At 58.4% G+C, this 13,758-nt stretch carries 15 protein-coding genes; 5 read left to right on the top strand and 10 right to left on the bottom strand.

The window, feature by feature from the left end; translation table 11 throughout:
* Positions 1-143: 143 nt before the first annotated feature.
* Positions 144-1,274, bottom strand: a complete 1,131-nt coding sequence (tgt, locus tag GOV80_RS17285) for a tRNA guanosine(34) transglycosylase Tgt (protein WP_170786604.1) — start codon at positions 1,272-1,274, stop codon at positions 144-146.
* Between the two features lie 63 nt (positions 1,275-1,337).
* Positions 1,338-2,249, bottom strand: a complete 912-nt coding sequence (locus GOV80_RS17280; RefSeq protein WP_170786602.1) for a nucleoside hydrolase — start codon at positions 2,247-2,249, stop codon at positions 1,338-1,340.
* A gap of 178 nt (positions 2,250-2,427) precedes the next feature.
* On the opposite strand from GOV80_RS17280, the gene GOV80_RS17275 reads away from it, so the two are divergent.
* The 3 genes from GOV80_RS17275 (at position 2,428) to GOV80_RS17265 (ending at position 4,050) form a co-directional block, all read left to right on the top strand.
* Entirely contained in the window at positions 2,428-3,315 is an 888-nt protein-coding gene (locus GOV80_RS17275; RefSeq protein ID WP_170786600.1) for an SPFH domain-containing protein, read from the top strand.
* On the top strand, positions 3,315-3,593 hold the full coding sequence (locus GOV80_RS17270) for an NfeD family protein (RefSeq protein WP_170769626.1): 279 nt from the start codon (positions 3,315-3,317) through the stop codon (positions 3,591-3,593). The genes GOV80_RS17275 and GOV80_RS17270 overlap by 1 nt, the downstream gene beginning before the upstream one ends.
* Positions 3,594-3,687: 94 nt before the next feature.
* Positions 3,688-4,050: an SUF system Fe-S cluster assembly protein gene (locus GOV80_RS17265; RefSeq protein WP_170769625.1), complete on the top strand. Its 363-nt coding sequence runs from the start codon at positions 3,688-3,690 to the stop codon at positions 4,048-4,050.
* 50 nt (positions 4,051-4,100) lie between these two features.
* Here the strand turns inward: GOV80_RS17265 and GOV80_RS17260 are convergent, their stop codons facing one another.
* Positions 4,101-4,430, bottom strand: a complete 330-nt coding sequence (locus GOV80_RS17260) for a hypothetical protein (protein ID WP_237215912.1) — start codon at positions 4,428-4,430, stop codon at positions 4,101-4,103.
* A 190-nt stretch (positions 4,431-4,620) separates the two neighbouring features.
* Here GOV80_RS17260 and GOV80_RS17255 point away from each other — a divergent pair, with 190 nt between their 5' ends.
* Positions 4,621-4,986 (top strand): HesB/IscA family protein, encoded by a 366-nt coding sequence (locus GOV80_RS17255; RefSeq protein ID WP_170786598.1) that lies wholly within the window; start codon positions 4,621-4,623, stop codon positions 4,984-4,986.
* On the opposite strand, the gene GOV80_RS17250 is transcribed toward GOV80_RS17255, so the two are convergent.
* Complete coding sequence (locus GOV80_RS17250) at positions 4,983-5,897, bottom strand: isopenicillin N synthase family dioxygenase (RefSeq protein ID WP_170786596.1); 915 nt, start codon at positions 5,895-5,897, stop codon at positions 4,983-4,985. The two genes, GOV80_RS17255 and GOV80_RS17250, sit on opposite strands and share 4 nt — an antisense overlap.
* Before the next feature lie 122 nt (positions 5,898-6,019).
* Here GOV80_RS17250 and tpiA point away from each other — a divergent pair, with 122 nt between their 5' ends.
* Complete coding sequence (gene tpiA, locus GOV80_RS17245) at positions 6,020-6,769, top strand: triose-phosphate isomerase (protein ID WP_170786594.1); 750 nt, start codon at positions 6,020-6,022, stop codon at positions 6,767-6,769.
* 3 nt (positions 6,770-6,772) lie between these two features.
* Here the strand turns inward: tpiA and GOV80_RS17240 are convergent, their stop codons facing one another.
* From GOV80_RS17240 to GOV80_RS17215, 6 genes are all read right to left on the bottom strand, one after another.
* Positions 6,773-7,084: a DMT family transporter gene (locus tag GOV80_RS17240; RefSeq protein WP_170786592.1), complete on the bottom strand. Its 312-nt coding sequence runs from the start codon at positions 7,082-7,084 to the stop codon at positions 6,773-6,775.
* 155 nt (positions 7,085-7,239) lie between these two features.
* Positions 7,240-8,616 carry a TRAP transporter large permease gene (locus GOV80_RS17235; protein WP_170786590.1) on the bottom strand — a complete coding sequence of 459 codons (1,377 nt, stop codon included), beginning with the start codon at positions 8,614-8,616 and terminating at the stop codon, positions 7,240-7,242.
* Positions 8,616-9,293 carry a TRAP transporter small permease gene (locus GOV80_RS17230; RefSeq protein WP_170769619.1) on the bottom strand — a complete coding sequence of 226 codons (678 nt, stop codon included), beginning with the start codon at positions 9,291-9,293 and terminating at the stop codon, positions 8,616-8,618. Before GOV80_RS17230 ends, GOV80_RS17235 begins: the two co-directional genes overlap by 1 nt.
* A 111-nt stretch (positions 9,294-9,404) precedes the next feature.
* Positions 9,405-10,406 (bottom strand): DctP family TRAP transporter solute-binding subunit, encoded by a 1,002-nt coding sequence (locus GOV80_RS17225; protein WP_170769618.1) that lies wholly within the window; start codon positions 10,404-10,406, stop codon positions 9,405-9,407.
* 359 nt (positions 10,407-10,765) lie between these two features.
* The gene (locus tag GOV80_RS17220; RefSeq protein ID WP_170786587.1) at positions 10,766-11,995 is read right to left on the bottom strand and encodes a sigma-54-dependent transcriptional regulator; all 1,230 of its coding nucleotides are present in this window, start codon (positions 11,993-11,995) and stop codon (positions 10,766-10,768) included.
* A complete protein-coding gene (locus tag GOV80_RS17215; RefSeq protein WP_170786586.1) occupies positions 11,992-13,725 on the bottom strand; it encodes a sensor histidine kinase in 1,734 nt (577 codons plus the stop codon). Before GOV80_RS17215 ends, GOV80_RS17220 begins: the two co-directional genes overlap by 4 nt.
* Between the last annotated feature and the right edge of the window lie 33 nt (positions 13,726-13,758).

The raw sequence follows: 13,758 nt of genomic DNA, 5'->3' as shown, positions 1-13,758 counted from the left end.
TGGACGATAAAGGTGGGGCTTTTACACCCGTTTTCAACCTCACCGCCTGTTATGCGGATCAGAATGACCCGAGGTTTTTCGGACTGCAAGGCGTCGCGATCACATATCCACCGTTTTTGCTGGGCAGAACTGAATTCCGCCGCCTAAAGCGGCTCGATATCGCCCTGTGCGCGTTGGGCATGGAATTGATTTTGCCATGCCTCAAAGGTTCCCGCCGCAATCGCGTCGCGCATACCCTGCATGATTTCCTGAAAATAATGCAGGTTGTGCCAAGTCAGCAGCATCCCCGAGATCATCTCGTTCGCGCGGAATACATGGTGCAAATAAGCGCGGGAGTAGTTTGAACAGGCCGGACAGGTACACTGCTCATCCAGCGGGCGCGGGTCATCCGCGTGGCGGGCGTTTTTAATATTGACCACGCCATAGCGGGTGAAAACCTGCCCTGTGCGCCCTGAACGCGAAGGCAAAACACAATCCATCATGTCGATGCCGCGCGCAACGGCGCCTACGATATCGTCGGGCTTGCCCACTCCCATCAGATAGCGTGGCTTGTCGGTGGGCAGCATATCAGGCGCGAAATCCAGAACGCTGAACATGGCCTCTTGGCCTTCGCCGACGGCTAGTCCGCCGACCGCATAGCCTTCGAACCCGATCTCTTTTAAGGCTTCGGCGGATTCTTCGCGGAAATCGTGTTCTAGTCCACCTTGCTGAATACCAAACAAAGCGTGGCCCGGACGGTCGCCGAACGCATCGCGCGACCTGTGCGCCCATCGCATCGACAGTCGCATCGATTCAGCAATCCGGTCCCGGTCCGCGGGTAAGGCCGGGCATTCGTCGAAACACATAACGATATCCGAACCCAGCAGGCGCTGGATTTCCATTGACCGCTCTGGCGTCAGCTCATGCTTGGAGCCGTCGATATGCGATTTGAAGGTCACGCCCTTTTCGGTCAGTTTTCGAAGCCCGGCCAGGGACATAACCTGAAACCCACCCGAGTCTGTCAGGATCGGACGTTCCCAGTTCATGAACTTGTGCAAACCACCCAGACGGTCAATCCGCTCTGCCGTCGGGCGCAGCATCAAGTGATAGGTGTTGCCCAACAGGATATCGGCCCCGGTTGCGCGCACGCTTTCGGGCATCATCGCCTTGACCGTTGCCGCTGTTCCAACAGGCATGAAGGCGGGCGTCCGAACCTCGCCGCGCGGTGTGTGGATCACGCCGGTTCTCGCCTTGCCGTCGGTGGCTTTAAGGTCAAAAGAAAAACGTTCGGTCATAGGGGGCCTCGGGGTCGCTGAACCGGGCAGGATTTGCCCGATCTGCCCGCCCTTTGCAACCCGTCAGGGCAATGAAGAAACCCGTTGGGTAAAGAGATCGACTACCCCTGCCCCGTCGACATCGCAGCACACGTGCACGACGGGACGCGAAGGATCGGGGCGGGTCAGGCCAATCTCGGGGCCGTCCGCAACCACCTGCAACCCGGTTTTCACCATTGTGAACATGTCCGCATGGGTACAGGCGATCACAGCTGTCGAATCGTGCAGCCCGCAGCCCTCAAGCCCGCCAACATCCTTGTAGAACTTCAGGTAAAACTTCGAGATATCGCGAAGGAACCCGCCCATATCTGCGGATTGTTCCGCGAGACCGTCAAAATCGGCCCCTTCGTAGAGGGTCCTGAGCGTCACATCCAAACCAACAACCACCGTCGTGGGAGGGTTGGCAAAAACCTCATCGGCGGCAAGAGGGTCATGGTAGATATTCGCCTCGGCATGCGGGGTAATGTTACCAGGGCAATAAACAGCACCGCCCATGATGACCAACCGGGCGATGTTCTGGGCAAATTCCGGGTCCAGACGCAGAGCAGCGGCGATATTAGTTAAGGGACCGACGGCGCAGACCACCAGCTCGCCCTTATGCACGCGGGCCATTTCAACCAGATATTCGGCAGCGGACAGGCTGTGATTGCTCCCGATCTGAGGGATGTCGGTGACATCTCCAAACCCCTCAGGCCCATGAACATGCTCAGACGGCGCATGTGTGCCCGCCCCCTGCGCCACGGGTGCGCCTTCTGCGACCGGGGCGTTTATGCCCAGTTTATCCAACAAAAACCGCGCGTTCCGGCTGGATTGATGCACATGGGTGTTGCCGAAAACCGTGGTCAGGCCAATCAGCTCAATCTCGGGGGCGGCAGCCGCATAGGCGATGGCCATTGCGTCATCAATGCCGGGGTCAGTGTCTATAATCAGTTTCATGTCTGCCCGATAGCGCAATCGGCAAGGGATGCAAAGTGGTCACAGACCGGCCTCCGCCCCCCGTATCAGCTTATTCAATGATTTGATTCCGCGCCCCTTCTCGGGATAGCTGAGTTGAAATTGGGCGAGTCAATCCCCAAATGTATACTATAGTACACAATACCGAGAGGACAGTTATATGGAAGAACAGATTATTGGATTGATTTCATCCAACATCATTTTCCTGCTGGGCGCGGCGCTGATCGTCGTCGTCATTTTCAAGGGCATAAAGATTGTGCCTCAATCCGAGAAGTTCGTGATTGAACGGTTCGGGCGCCTTCACTCGGTCCTTGGACCGGGGATCAACTTTATCGTTCCGTTTCTGGACGTTGCACGCCACAAAATATCCATTCTGGAGCGTCAGTTGCCCAACGCGACTCAGGACGCGATCACTAAAGACAACGTGCTGGTGCAGATCGACACCTCGGTCTTTTACCGCATTCTTGAACCGGAAAAGACGGTCTATCGTATCCGTGACGTAGATGGCGCGATTGCCACCACCGTGGCCGGTATCGTCCGCGCCGAGATCGGCAAAATGGACCTGGATGAGGTACAGTCGAACCGTGCGCAGCTGATTACCCGTATTCAGGAAAGCGTGGAAACCGCCGTGGATGACTGGGGTATCGAGGTGACTCGGGCCGAGATTTTAGACGTTAACCTGGATCAGGCCACCCGCGACGCAATGTTGCAGCAGTTGAACGCCGAACGCGCCCGTCGCGCGCAGGTGACTGAGGCCGAGGGTCAGAAACGCGCCGTCGAACTGAACGCCGATGCCGAGCTTTACGCGGCTGAACAAACCGCCAAAGCCCGCCGTATTCAGGCCGAGGCCGAAGCCTATGCAACGGGCGTGGTCGCCAAGGCCATTCAGGATAACGGGATCGAGGCCGCTCAGTATCAGGTCGCATTGAAACAGGTCGAGGCCCTGAACGCACTTGGCGCAGGCAATGGCTCGCAAACCATCGTGGTGCCCGCAAATGCGCTCGAGGCGTTTGGCGATGCCTTCAAAATGTTGAAAGGAGGCCGGTAATGGCCGATCCGTTCTGGTTGACATGGTGGATTTGGTTGGCAGGGGCTTTGGCCCTCGGCATCCTCGAGATTGTGCTGCCGGGATTCATCTTTCTGGGCTTCGCAATCGGCGCGGCGATCACTGGGCTGTTGCTGGTCATTCCCGGGGTCGCACCGTCCCTGCCCGTTTTGCTACTGATCTTTGCAGCTTTGTCCTTGGTGGCGTGGCTGGTGTTGCGGCGGATGTTCGCCCTGCCCCATGGTCAGGTGAAGACCTTCCGGCATGATATAAACGAATGAATCGCTCGGCGCCCGATAAGGGCGCCACGGCACCACTGGACGCTGCCCGTGGCTTTCCCTATATAAAAGCTCAGGAAACAGACCCGAGGCACGAATGACCCACCCGAGTGAACAGTTCGAAGGCACCCCGTTGATTGCGCCTTCCACGATTGAGCACCCCCTGTATGAAGCGGTGGTCGAGGCGTGCCGTTCCGTCTATGACCCTGAGATTCCGGTCAATATTTATGATCTGGGTCTGATCTACACCATCGACATCACGCCCGAAAACGCCGTTAAGGTCATCATGACCCTGACCGCGCCAGGCTGCCCTGTCGCGGGCGAAATGCCGGGCTGGATTGTCGAAGCTGTCGAACCGGTGGCCGGCGTCAAGGAAGTGGACGTAGAACTGACATGGGAACCGCCCTGGGGCATGGAGATGATGTCTGACGAGGCCCGTCTGGAACTGGGCTTCATGTAAGCAAACCAGCTGTCGATGACTAAACCGCCCTCAATCACCGGGGCGGTTTTTTATTTGATACCGCAGGTGGATTTAATTTCTTCCGCCCGCGCGTCCAGCGCTTTGACGTAATCACCAGAGAGCATCGACAAATGTTTCTTCTCGGTCCCGGTGATAAGGCCCAGCAGCGCACCGGCTGGAAGGATTGAAACAACGCTTGCAACCTGTTGATCTTGAGCGTGTTTTTTCTCAGCCGCGATGGCGCGCAAATCCCCTGGCGCAGTGGCGCAATTCACCGGATGCCGCTTTTCATCGGTTTGTGCCGCAGCAGCACCAGCAAGCGCCACGAGTGCAATCAACGGCACCGCTTTTAATCCACTAAGTTTTAGCGAAGAATTCATCCTGTTATCCTACCTGCAATGTTCTCTGCCCAACTGCGTGCAAGGCTAGGACGAAGGTGCAGCGTTAGGCAAGCGTAGGTTGCATGTGTGCCTACCTGAGTGGAAAACTTAGGTAAGCACGTCTGCTATGTCTTGAGACTGCCCCACCAGAGGACTAAGTTATAAACAACGCGCGACGACGGAGACGAAAATGTTTGGCATTCCCGGCAAACAGGCCGTGACCATGACCCCAAAAGCTGCGGCCCAGATTGTACGCCTGATGGAATCGGGCGGGCACGCGGGACTGCGCATTGGCGTCAAGAAAGGCGGCTGCGCAGGCATGGAATACACCATGGATTACGTGGATGAGGCCGACACCAATGATGAGGTGGTCGAACAGGATGGCGCACGGGTGATGATCGCCCCGATGGCGCAGATGTTCTTGTTCGGGACCGAGATCGACTATGAAGTCTCGCTACTGGAATCCGGTTTCAAATTCCGCAACCCCAACGTGGTCGATGCCTGCGGCTGCGGCGAGTCGATCAAGTTCGACGAAACCCTGTCAGCGCAGAATTAGGACGCCGTTTTCAGGTGGACGTACGTCTCGTTGAACCGCCGGGTCAGGTGTTCTCCGGCTGAAATCACTTGGTCCGACTCAGGTGGCGCAACGTTGGTGTCATAGGACGGGTTAAAAAACAGCGGCACCGAAACCCGTTCATCCGCTCCTCCGACGACCCTGTGCATGGTCGCTTTGACCTGCCCTGCGGTCCAGAACTCCAGCATTTCCCCGAAGTTGATCACGAAGGTGCCGGGGTCGGCTTGGACCTCGGCCCAACTTCCATCCGGCAATTGTGCCTCAAGTCCCGGAGTGCCGTCGGTCGCCAGCAAGGTCAGGCAGCCATAATCCGTGTGCGCGCCGATCCCAAAATCACGCGCCCCCGCCCAAACGGGACGCTGAGGGTAGAAGTTGCCGCGCAGCAAAGCCATCGGCGTGTCAAACGCCGCATCAAAGCTGCCCGCGTCGCGGCCCAAAGCAACGGCAATCGCTCGCAAGATACGCATCGCAACGGCACAAGCGTCACCATAGTAGCCTTGAATCATGTGCTGAAAACCAGACGGCGCGTCGGGCCATTGGTTCGGGGCGTAAACGCTCAGGCCCCGGTCTGCATAGGCGCTGTCCTCGGGCAGATCGAAACCGCAATCGAACACCTCTTTGTAGTCCGGGTTTGCATCGGGATCGACTTGTTCGGATTGCGGCGCACCCCAGCCCCGATTTGCCCCGGTCTTTGCCATGTCGACGCGGCTTTTCTGGACATCGGGCAGGTGGAAAAACGCTTTGTAGGTGGTCAGAACGGATTCGATCCTTGCCTTGTCCAATCCGGTGTTGGAGACGCGCAGAAACCCAACGTCGCTAACGGCGCGCCGCAATCTGGCCAGTTCCGCCACATCACGGGCGTCCAATTTCGCAAGATCCAGTGTGTCGATCATCTCTGCCTCATTCGCTCGCGCGAGTTCTGTCGATTTCTGCGATCGTCTGCAACCGGAATTGTCACGATCCCCGGCGGGTGTTATCCGAAACACAAACAACAATTCTTGTGGGAGTGTGTGCGATGCGGCGTAAGCTGGCGGCTGGTAACTGGAAAATGAATGGGATGTCGGCTGAGCTAGAGGAGTTGAGCACCCTCGCCCGCATGTATCCGTCCCCCACGGTCGATGTGCTGATCTGCCCGCCCGCAACCTTGCTGTACCGCGCGGCCAGCACCGTGCAGGCCACAGATATTCAGGTTGGCGGTCAGGATTGCCATGCAAACACCTCTGGCGCCCATACCGGTGATATCAGCGCCGGAATGCTGCTCGATGCCGGGGCGTCCGCGGTCATTCTGGGCCACTCTGAACGGCGAGAGGATCACGGCGAGCAAAATGAAGACATCCGTGCCAAGGCCCGTGCTGCCATGGACGCTGGGTTGAAAGCCATCATCTGTGTCGGTGAAAGCCTGGAACAGCGCGAAGCAGCCAACACGCTGGATATCATCGGTGGTCAGATGTCGGGCTCGATCCCTGATCAGTCAACCGGTGAGAACTTGATCGTAGCCTATGAACCCATCTGGGCCATCGGCACGGGCAAGGTCCCCACCCTCGACGAAATCGGAGAGGTCCACGACTTTATCCGAACCCGTCTGGAACGTCGCTTTGGCGAGGGCGTGGGCCGCTCGGTCAGGCTACTTTATGGCGGGTCGGTCAAACCCGGCAATGCCGCAGACATCTTTGCCGTGTCCAACGTGGACGGGGCATTAGTCGGCGGGGCCAGCCTGAAAGCGCAGGATTTCGCGGGCATCATCGACGCGCTGCAAAACGCCTGAGCGTCACGCCAGTTTCATAGTTACCAAACCGGCCACAATCAGGGCCGCTGCAATCAAGCGCGGGGTTGTCAGGGCCTCGCCTAGAAACATGACGCTGATCATGAACGCTCCGACCGCACCGATCCCGGTCCAGATCGTATAGGCCGTGCCGAGTGGCAAATCCCGCATAGCCAGTGCCAGCAAGCCAAAAGACCCGATCATCGACACGCCCATCAGCGCGGTCGGCCAAAGCCGGGTGAAACCAACCGATTGCTTCATCGCAACGGCCCAGACGATTTCCAACAAACCGGCGAATAGCAGAAAAATCCAGGGCATAGAGGCACCTCATATCCGTTCGGGCCGTCCCGAATGATCAACCAAGTTGGTGAGGTCGTCCTCTGCCCTCCAGATGGGCATGACCCGCAATTCGTCAAGAGGGGCGCAAAGGAAAAAGCCGGGCCTCTGGGGCCCGGCTTTCATGTGGTTCACGGCTAGTTCGTTATGATCTCTGGCCCCATGAAAGTGTTGGGCAAGAAGGTTGATATCCATGGGATATACGTGACCATGATCAGGAAGACGAACAGAACCGCCAGGAAGGGCAGCGCCGCCTTCACGACGCTCATCATCGGCATTCCGGCCACGCCCGAGGTCACGAACAGGTTCAGCCCGACCGGAGGTGTAATCATCCCAATCTCCATGTTGACCACCATGATGATGCCCAGATGGATCGGGTCGATGCCCAGTTCAATCGCAATCGGGAACACCAACGGCGCGACGATGACCAGCAAGCCCGAGGGCTCCATGAACTGACCGCCGATCAGCAGGATCACGTTCACCACGATCAAGAAGGTCACAGGTCCCAGACCCGCCGACAGCATGGCACTGGCGATGTGTTGCGGCACCTGCTCGTCGGTCAGCACATGTTTCAGGATCAGCGCGTTGGCGATCACGAACAGCAGCGTGACGGTCAGCTTGCCTGCCTCGAACAGCGTATGCTTGGTATCGGGGTGGAAAAAGGCCGTCACCAGCGCATAGGGCTTTTTGATCAGTGGCAGATTGGGTTGCCCTTCTTCCGTGCTGAGCGGGCCCATGTCCTTATAGACAAAGCTGGCAATCAGGAAGGCATAGACGGCGGCCACGGCCGCAGCTTCGGTTGGGGTGAAGATACCGCCATAAATACCACCCAGAATGATGACGATCAGGAACAGCCCCCATCCGGCCTCGCGCGCCGAGGCAAAGATCTCGCCCCATCCTTTCCACTCACCTTTGGGCAGGTTCTTGACCTTGGCCATGACATAGATGGTGATCATCAGCATCAGACCTGCCATCAGGCCCGGAATAACGCCGGCCAGGAACATGCGCCCGACCGAGACCTCAACGGCGGCAGCATAGACCACCATCACGATAGAGGGCGGGATCAGGATGCCAAGCGTACCGGCGTTACAGATCACACCGGCGGCGAATTCCTTGGAATACCCCACCTGACGCATCCCTGCGATCACGATGGAACCGATGGCCACAACGGTCGCAGGAGATGATCCCGACAAAGCGGCAAACAGCATACAGGCAAACACGCCCGCAATCGCCAGACCGCCCGGCAGGTGGCCGACGCAAGCAATCGAGAACCGAATGATCCGACGCGCCACACCGCCCGTCGTCATGAAAGACGACGCCAGAATGAAGAACGGGATTGCTAGCAGGGTGAAATGCCCCTCGAATGCCTCGAACAGCGTGCCTGCGACCGAGGCCAAAGAACTGTCAGAATAGATCAGCAGGAACAGGGTCGAGCTAAGGCCAAGCGCCACCGCAATCGGAACACCGATCAACAGCAGGCCAATGACCATTGAGAAAAGAAGAACGACGTCCATCAGTCATGCACCCCTTGTTGTGCGCGGACTTCTTCGATCTCGTCCTCGACTTCGTGGCTGGCGACAAGGCGGTCGGTTTCGCCGCGCCAGATTTGTACTGCAACCTGAGAAAAGCGGATCACCAGCAGGATCATCGACACCGGCAACACCAGATACGGGATCACCTTGGGCAGCTTTTCATAGCCCTCGCCATAGTTGATCATGTCTTCCAAAAACCGCAGCGGCGCGACCATTGGGATGTCGTCAACCTCGTAAAAGCTCTGGCTGCGCGCACCGGTATCGAAACCGGTCGGGAACCACCGGCCTGAGGTCGGCGGCAGATCCGCGAAGACGGCCCAATAGTCATAGGACCCCTTCAGCAGCAGCAACGAGAAGACCAGACAGCACGCCACCGCAATCAGCGCCAGGATGCGTCGCGGCGCCGGGGCCAGCATGTTCAGGATCGCATCCACGCCCAGATGCGCGTGTTTCTTCACTGCATAGGACGCCCCCAACAGCACCAACCAGCCAAAGGTGAACACTGTCAGTTCCAGCGCCCACAGGATGTTAGAATTAAAGACGAACCGCGCGATGACGTTGGCGAAGGTGACGACGGTCATCACCCCCAACAACAGCGCGATCATCGTCTCTTCGATATGGTCGATCAGCCCGCCAGAGCCGGGTTTCGCACCAGACATCTCATTGTCCCCGCATTTTGTGTGATGAGAATAATTGGGGCGGGCCTGTTTCAGCCCGCCCGGCCCGCGCGTCGATAACTCCCCAGTCCCCCGGCGCGCGGACTGCTCGGATTAAAATCCGGCGTTGATCGCCTGTGCAGCGTCGATCTTGTCCTGACCCACATCGCCAGCGAACTTGTCCCAGACAGGCTTCATCGCATCGACCCAAGCCTGACGCTGGTCGGCGTTCAGCTCACGAATGGTGCCGCCGGCGTCGATCACCGACTGCTTGGCCGCTTCGTTCACCGCAAAGGCTTCTTTGTTCCGCGTCTCGGTGACTTCACTCAGGATCGTCAGGAACTGATCGCGCACTTCGGGGTCCAAGCTGTCCAGCCAGTCAACCGAAGTCACAACCAAGTAGTCGATGATGCCGTGGTTGGTCTCGGTAATACCGTCCTGAACTTCGAAGAACTTCTTGCCGTAGATGTTCGACCAGGTGTTCTCCTGCCCGTCCACAACGCCCTGCTGCAACGCGCCATAGACTTCCGAGAACGCCATTTTCTGCGGGCTGCCACCAATGGCTTCCATCTGCGCGACCAGCACGTCCGAAGACTGAACACGGAACTTCAGACCATCCGCATCGGAAGGATCAACCAAAGGTTTGTTCGCCGACATTTGCTTCATGCCGTTGTGCCAAAATGCCAGCCCCTGCAGGCCACGGCGCTGCATGCTGTCCTTCATCGCTTGACCGTCAGCCGAGGCTTGGAATGCGTCCACCGCATCAATGTTCTTGAACATGAACGGCAGGTCGAACAGACGGAACTGCTTGGTGAACTTTTCAAACTTCGACAGCGACGGCGCGGCCAGTTGGACGTCACCCTGCAGCATCGCCTCCAGCACCTTGTCGTCATTATAGAGGGTCGAGTTCGGGAACACCTCCATGCACATAACGCCGTTCATCTCGTCATTGACACGCTGCTCCAGCAACGATGCAGCAATCCCCTTGGGGTGCTTGTCGGTGTTGGTCACATGCGCGAACTTCACCACGATCTCGCCGTCGTCACACGCCGCCATCCCAGCGGTCGCGGTCACGGTCAGCGCCAGTGCGGTTGCGGCTGTTGTCAGGAATTTCATCTGTCCTATCCTCCCAGACTTCACAAAACTTCTCCCAGACGCTCGACGAGCGCCTCATGCCGGGCAGTGAACCGAATCGCCTCTTACCGCTCAACTTTTTGTTCTGAATGCCGGGTGATTGTATTTTTTTGTTAACTAACAGTGCATTACAAGCCGCGCGAACAGATCTTTGGCTGCTATCCTTGAGCGACGTGCGAAATTTCGCACAAGCCCAAACCCCTTCTGTGCGGTTTTCCGCACAACTTGATTCGCCCATCGAGAATCACCACCCAATCAAGCGCAACCACAGTTCGCGTCAGCGAACTGCCCGGCCCAACCGCCTGACCTGCAAGAAATGCAGAGAAAGCGGGCGGGAGCACCTACCTGCGATAATCCTCGGGCCGAATGCCATAGCGAGCCAGCTTGTCGTAAAATGTCTTGCGCGGCAGTTTCAGCGCCTTGGCCGCGTCCGATGCTTTGCCGTTATGGCGCCCCAGCGCCGCGATCAAAAGTGACCGCTCAACTTGGGCCATCTGCTCGCTCAGACCCAACTCAGTGGCGGCGCCCACCTCATCCGGCATCCCAAGCACAAAGCGCATGGCTGCTGACATCAAGGATCGGGCATTCCCTGGCCAATCCTGCGACATCAAAGCCGCCAAATGTTCGGAAGAGATGTCAGGCACCGCAATGCCCGCCTGTTCCGCAGCCTGCGCGACATAGTGGCGAAAGATCACCGGTATATCCTCGGGCCGCTCGGACAGGGATGGGATGCGCACGCGCATCACATCCAACCGATAGAACAGGTCCGCATGAAACTGCCCTGTTGCGGACAGATCCGCCAGATCCGCGGTGGTGCCGGCGATGATCCGTGCCCCAACCCCCTTCTCGATGATTTCAAGCGCCGCATATTGGGTGTCTTTCGGCATCACCGAAACCTCGTCAAGGAACAGTGACCCACCAGCCGCGTCCTCACACACCTGCTGCAAAGACTGAACCGACATGCCCGAAGCGGGCCGCTTGACGAATGGGCCCTGCGATTGCGGTGACATCAAATGAACCACCTCAGCAACCTTTGATATCCCACTGCCCGCAGGTCCTGTCACCAGAACCTCGGCCCCAGTCGGCGCAACTGAACGCACCCTGTCTCGCAACGCCTCCGACCGCGCAGACAGGCCAAACAGAAGCCGCGCCGCCGGGTCGCCCTTTTCCAATTCTTGTTTCAGAGCGCGCTGCTCCAGCACTTGCCGCCGCGCCAGATGTGCTCGTTCCAGCACCTCAAGCAGATCAGAGGCCGCACAGGGCTTTTCCAGAAAATCGAACGCACCCTTGCCCATCGCCCGAACGGCCATTGGAATATCGCCTTCGCCTGTCAGCAGGATCACCGGCAGCTCGGGATCAATCTCCAACGCGTAGTTCAAAAGGTAAAACCCATCCCGTCCGGGCATGCGGATATCCGAGACGATGACCCCCGCAAAGTCTGCGCGAATATGATCCTTGGCTGCTACAAAAGAGCCTGCCGTGACCGGCGCGTAGTCCGCCAGTTCCAGCGTTTGCGCCAATGCCTCGCGGACCGCCGCGTCATCATCGACCAGAAGAACCTTGCGTGTCATACCACTTCATCTTCCCGAAAATACTCCAGTTCAACCGTAAAGGTCGCCCCTGGATTCGAGTTTACACCGCGAATATTGCCGCCAAAGCTTTGCACCAGCCCGTACGAGATCGAAAGACCCAGCCCCATCCCCTCTGAGGAGCCGACCTCTTTGGTCGTATAAAACGGCTCGAACAGTTTTTCCGTATTCTCAATCCCCGGACCGATATCGCGGACTGTCACCGACAGCTTCTCGTCATCATGTATTTCAATGTCGATCCGCCGCTCGGGTTGCTGGCTCATGGCGTCGGCGGCGTTGTTGATCAGGTTGACGAAAACCTGCCCCAGACGCACCTCACCGCCCCAAGCAAACACAGGCCGCGTCGGAGGGGTCCAGTCCAGAACGATCCCATCCGCGCGCAACCGCGCCTCGGTCAGTTCGATCGCGGTTTCGATAACCTGCACCAGATCAACCTTGCCCATCGGCTCGCTTTCATTGCGTGCAAAGGCCCGCAGGTTCTTGATGATCCGGGCCATACGTGCGGCCATGTCGGAAATGCGGGTCAGGTTTTCGGCAGCCTTTTGCTCGCGCCCGCGGGTCAGAAACGCCGCTCCATTGTCGGCGAATTGCCGGATCGCCATGAGTGGCTGGTTCAACTCGTGACTGATCCCAGCAGACATCTGTCCCAAGGCGCTGAGTTTTCCAGCCTGCACCAATTCCTCCTGCGCATGTTTCAGGGCGGTTTCCGCCTCCTGTCGCTCATGCACTTCGCGGCGCAGGGCGGTGTTGGCATCCGTCAGTTCATGGGTGCGTTGCGCCACGCGGCTTTCCAACTCGACATTGGCCAAGGCCAAAGTACGCCTGCGCTCGGTGGCCAGATACAACAAGGCCCCAAAGGCCAGACAGATTGCCGCCACCGTCGCCGCCTGCAACCCGGCCAAGCGCAGGGCCGGAGCAACATCGACCAGCACTTCGGCCGTCATGTCGATCACTGGCAGATCCAGCGTCAGATGCAAGGCACGTTGCGGTAAATACCGACCCCAATCGACCTCCCACAACTCATGCTGTCCCACTTGGACCGAGGCGAAGGCCACGGACTCACCGGTTGGCGGAGTTAGCCCCAGCTGGCCGTCGTCACGGCGCCAGAACAACAGGTCCGAACGATTGGAGATGAACACGACCCCCTCGGCATCGACAAAGAAAACAGCCTCGGTACTGCCGCGCCATGTCTGCTCGACATCCTGCACGTCGGCGATGACCATCAATGCCCCGTCCACCTGCCCTTCGGGGCCAAACGCGGGGGCGGCGTAAGAATAGATCCGGTCCCCGGTCGCGTCTAACACCCCATGCGCACTGCCCATCGCGCCCTGCAAGGCACGCTCAAAGGCAGGGTGATCGGCCATATTGGTCTGCGCCGCCGGTTGCGCCGAGGCCAGAACCTGACCGTCACGGTCCAGATAGATCATATCGACCGCCGCTGTCTTGTCGGCCACATCCAACAGCACGAAGCGCGCATCGCGCCGTTGGGCTTCGGTCTCCAGCGTGTCGAAAGCAGGATGTGTGGCCATCAGTACGGCAAGTTCCTGATAGACCTGCATCTGAGTGCTCAGCCGGTCGGCAGCGAGTTCCAGATCAGCCTCGGCCTTGTCACTAAGTTGCAGCAGCGCCTGCCGGTAGCCGTATGACCACACCCCTGCCGCCAACAGCGCGACAGACAAGATAAATCCCAAAACAACCCAAACCCTTTGCATGAAATAGGGTCTTGCATTCACCGGGCCTCATGG

The organism is Ruegeria lacuscaerulensis (assembly GCF_013034685.1).
Classification (GTDB): Bacteria; Pseudomonadota; Alphaproteobacteria; order Rhodobacterales; family Rhodobacteraceae; genus Ruegeria; species Ruegeria lacuscaerulensis_B.
The sequence above is the reverse complement of the archived record's forward strand: the minus strand, read 5'-3'. Positions and strand labels throughout refer to the sequence as shown.

Excerpts from the sequence above, each read along its gene's own strand:
- GOV80_RS17225 (WP_170769618.1), bottom strand. The coding sequence starts at position 10,406 with ATGAAATTCCTGACAACAGCCGCAACCGCACTGGCGCTGACCGTGACC.
- GOV80_RS17270 (WP_170769626.1), top strand. The coding sequence starts at position 3,315 with ATGGCCGATCCGTTCTGGTTGACATGGTGGATTTGGTTGGCAGGGGCT.
- GOV80_RS17235 (WP_170786590.1), bottom strand. The coding sequence starts at position 8,616 with ATGGACGTCGTTCTTCTTTTCTCAATGGTCATTGGCCTGCTGTTGATC.
- GOV80_RS17230 (WP_170769619.1), bottom strand. The coding sequence starts at position 9,293 with ATGTCTGGTGCGAAACCCGGCTCTGGCGGGCTGATCGACCATATCGAA.
- GOV80_RS17240 (WP_170786592.1), bottom strand. The coding sequence starts at position 7,084 with ATGCCCTGGATTTTTCTGCTATTCGCCGGTTTGTTGGAAATCGTCTGG.
- GOV80_RS17250 (WP_170786596.1), bottom strand. The coding sequence starts at position 5,897 with ATGATCGACACACTGGATCTTGCGAAATTGGACGCCCGTGATGTGGCG.
- GOV80_RS17260 (WP_237215912.1), bottom strand. The coding sequence starts at position 4,430 with ATGAATTCTTCGCTAAAACTTAGTGGATTAAAAGCGGTGCCGTTGATT.
- GOV80_RS17220 (WP_170786587.1), bottom strand. The coding sequence starts at position 11,995 with ATGACACGCAAGGTTCTTCTGGTCGATGATGACGCGGCGGTCCGCGAG.
- GOV80_RS17280 (WP_170786602.1), bottom strand. The coding sequence starts at position 2,249 with ATGAAACTGATTATAGACACTGACCCCGGCATTGATGACGCAATGGCC.
- GOV80_RS17255 (WP_170786598.1), top strand. The coding sequence starts at position 4,621 with ATGTTTGGCATTCCCGGCAAACAGGCCGTGACCATGACCCCAAAAGCT.
- GOV80_RS17275 (WP_170786600.1), top strand. The coding sequence starts at position 2,428 with ATGGAAGAACAGATTATTGGATTGATTTCATCCAACATCATTTTCCTG.
- GOV80_RS17265 (WP_170769625.1), top strand. The coding sequence starts at position 3,688 with ATGACCCACCCGAGTGAACAGTTCGAAGGCACCCCGTTGATTGCGCCT.
- GOV80_RS17215 (WP_170786586.1), bottom strand. The coding sequence starts at position 13,725 with ATGCAAAGGGTTTGGGTTGTTTTGGGATTTATCTTGTCTGTCGCGCTG.
- tgt (WP_170786604.1), bottom strand. The coding sequence starts at position 1,274 with ATGACCGAACGTTTTTCTTTTGACCTTAAAGCCACCGACGGCAAGGCG.
- tpiA (WP_170786594.1), top strand. The coding sequence starts at position 6,020 with ATGCGGCGTAAGCTGGCGGCTGGTAACTGGAAAATGAATGGGATGTCG.